3 protein-coding genes are annotated in these 2,879 nt (G+C 68.8%); 2 read left to right on the top strand and 1 reads right to left on the bottom strand.

From position 1 onward, the window contains the following. Together J7E68_RS11335 and J7E68_RS11330 are read left to right on the top strand one after the other, a co-directional pair. The coding region (locus tag J7E68_RS11335) for a PadR family transcriptional regulator (protein WP_215172651.1) at window positions 1-599 on the top strand (599 nt) is incomplete at its 5' end. A 63-nt stretch (window positions 600-662) separates the two neighbouring features. Further along, window positions 663-1,931: a hypothetical protein gene (locus J7E68_RS11330; RefSeq protein WP_311416817.1), complete on the top strand. Its 1,269-nt coding sequence runs from the start codon at window positions 663-665 to the stop codon at window positions 1,929-1,931. Window positions 1,932-2,083: 152 nt separating this feature from the next. Here the strand turns inward: J7E68_RS11330 and hpf are convergent, their stop codons facing one another. Further along, window positions 2,084-2,740: a ribosome hibernation-promoting factor, HPF/YfiA family gene (gene hpf / locus J7E68_RS11325; RefSeq protein ID WP_215172649.1), complete on the bottom strand. Its 657-nt coding sequence runs from the start codon at window positions 2,738-2,740 to the stop codon at window positions 2,084-2,086. Window positions 2,741-2,879: the final 139 nt, after the last annotated feature.

Here is a 2,879-nt window from a genome sequence, read left to right as displayed (position 1 = left end):
CCGTTCGCCAGAGCCGGCTCGCGCTCCTCGCCCAGGGCCCCTGTTACGGATATCAGCTCCGTCACGAGTTCGCCCGCCGCACGGGATCGGTCTGGCCCCTCAACGTCGGCCAGATCTACAACACCCTCGAGCGTCTCGAGCGCGACGGCCTGGTGTCACGAGGCTCCGCCGACGCCCACGGCCACGTCTACTGGGAGATCACGGAGTCGGGAATCGACGAGGTCGACCGCTGGCTGACCTCGCCCGTCGAGCGCAGCCAGACGACGCGAGATGAGCTCGCGATAAAGCTCGCCGTGGCGGCGACGCTCCCCGGCGCCGATGCCGCAGCGGTGATCGGCACGCAGCGGGAAGCGTCGCAACGACAGCTCGATGCTCTCCACACCATGCGGGAGTCCCGCGATGACGCGAGTCCGCAGGGACTGGCCTGGTCGCTGGTGGTCGACTCGATGATCTTCTCCGCCGATGCCGAACTGCGCTGGATCGACCACGTGCAGGCGCGGCTCGCCCAGCATCCGTCGCACGCCCTGGCCCTCGAACTCACCGCCGACCGTCCGAAGCGCGGCCGTCCGGCGCGGACGGCCGGGCCCGCGCTGGTGTGAACCGCGTTCGCCTGGAGCGGATGCACAGCCAGCCCTCTCGCTCGGGAAACTAGGATCAGTCCTATGGCTGGAATATGGGGCAGACGCAAACGCGAACAGGAACAGCTGGCCGCACAGGATGCCGATCTGGCGCGTCGCGCCGAGCAGGCGCTCGTCTCCGCTGACGAGCGCATCCGGAGCACGTCCGACGAACTCGCGTTCGCGGAGGCCGAGCTCGGCGAGCAGCTCACCCGGGATCTGAAGAAGGCCCTGAGCGCCGTTCGCACGCACCTGCGCGAGGCCTTCCAGCTCCACCAGCTCAATCACGACGAGATCCCTGACACCCCCGAAGAGCTGCGCACGCGCAACGCCCGGATCATCCAGCTCTGCGACTGGGCGCAGGATCTGCTCGACGAGAAGACCTCGGACCTCGCGACGTCGATCTCGAAGGTCCGTCGCGCACCCGAGGTGATCGCGAAGGTGCGTGCCGATGCCGAGGAGCTCAGCACCCGCATCCCCCACACCAACGAGACGGTGTCGCGGCTGTCGTCGCGGTACGCGGAGTCGGCGATGCATCAGATCACCGCCAGCGCTGCCGAGGCCGAGCAGCTGATCGCGTTCGCCACGCATGGCGCCGCCGTCTCGGAGCGTCGACGTGCCGCGAAGCAGAACGAGGAGGCCAACCTGGCACTCGAGACGGCGACCGAGGCCACGCGGCGTGCTTCGGCACTGCTCGACGCCGTCGAGGACTTCGAGATCGAGGCGCTGCGCGCCGAGTCCACGCTCGCCGAGGTCGTCGCCGACTCACGCAGCGACCTGATCGCCGCACGCACGGCGCCCCAGGTGCCCGCGGTCGCGGCGGCCGTGACAGCTCTGCAGGACGCCCTGAGCGCCCTCTCCCCCGCAGGCACCCCCGGCGACCCGTTCGCCGAGCTGTCGCAGCTCCGCGAGGCGAACTCGGCTCTCGACGACGCGATCGCCACCGCCCGCCACCGTGCTGAACACCCGCTGCCCAGCATCCAGCAGGTGCAGCACGCCATCGATGATGCTGATCGCCAGCTCGGCGTCGCCCGCGGACTGATCGCCGGACACCGCGGGTGGATCGGGGCAGATGCCCGCACCCGTCTCGCCGAGGCCGAACGGCTGCGTGTGGACGTGTCGGATCTGCTCCCCGCTGAGGAGACGCGGGACGAGGCGCTCGCCAGCGCCCGGCGCGTCGCCCACCTCGCCTCCGAGGCGCTGCAGCTCGCGCAGCGCGACATCGACTCGTCGCGCCCGCAGGATCAGGGCTGGGGCGGCGGCGGAAACGGCTGGGGCGGCGGGGGCTGGGGCGGCGGCGGTCGACGAGGGTGAGGGGGCGATGTCGCGTCGGGAATCCTCGGCGGCCTCGTCATCGGCAGCATCCTCGACGGCATCTTCGACTGACGACACCCTCGTACACGAAGAACGGCCCGGCCCCTCTGAGGGGCCGGGCCGTTCTCATGTCAGCTCACGAGACCTCACGGTCACGAAGCCAGTGCCTCAGAGGGCGGAGCCTGCGTCTCGAGAGCGATCACGCCGTAGTCCCAACCCTTGCGCCGGTAGACGACGCTGGGGTGGTCGGTGCGCACATCGACGAACAGGAAGAAGTCATGGCCGACCAGTTCCATCCGATCGACCGCCTCCTCGACGGTCATCCACTCCGCGCCGAAGTTCTTGGTGCGGATGACGACGGGCGAGTAGTCCTCTTCTTCCTCGTTCTGAATCGGCACGGTGCCCGTCGCGACTGCGCGAAGGACCTCTACTGATGCCGGCTGGACGTCGATGCCCTCGAGGGCACCGGTCTCCTTCTCGAAATGCGCCCCACGGGGGTGCTGACGGCCGTCGACGCGCTTCTCCTTGGCCCGACGAAGCTGCTCGGCCATCTTGTCGACCGCGAGGTCGAGGGCGACGAACTTGTCGCCGTCTGTGGCCTCTGCCCGGACGACCGGCCCTTTGCTGACGAGCGTCAGCTCCACGGTCTCATCCGGCACTCGGCCGTTGCGATACACCCGGTGGGTGACCTTCACATCCAATCGCTGCGCACGTGACGCGAACGTCTGGATCTTGGCGATCTTCTCTTCGACAACGGTTCGGAAGCGATCGGTGATACCGACCCCGACGCCAACGATGCTCGTTTCCATTGCTGCCTCCTTGTCCCGGTCCTCCCGGCCAAGGGCGGACCGTGGTCGCCTTGTGTCCCCCCACGGTAGTCCGCATGCCGACGGAAGTCACGGGTCATTTCCTGCGTGTCCCCGATGCGTTCGCATTCCGTTCGCTGTG

It is taken from the genome of Microbacterium sp. ISL-103, assembly GCF_018613995.1.
Classification (GTDB): domain Bacteria; phylum Actinomycetota; class Actinomycetes; order Actinomycetales; family Microbacteriaceae; genus Microbacterium.
This window is presented reverse-complemented; position numbering and strand designations above follow the sequence as displayed.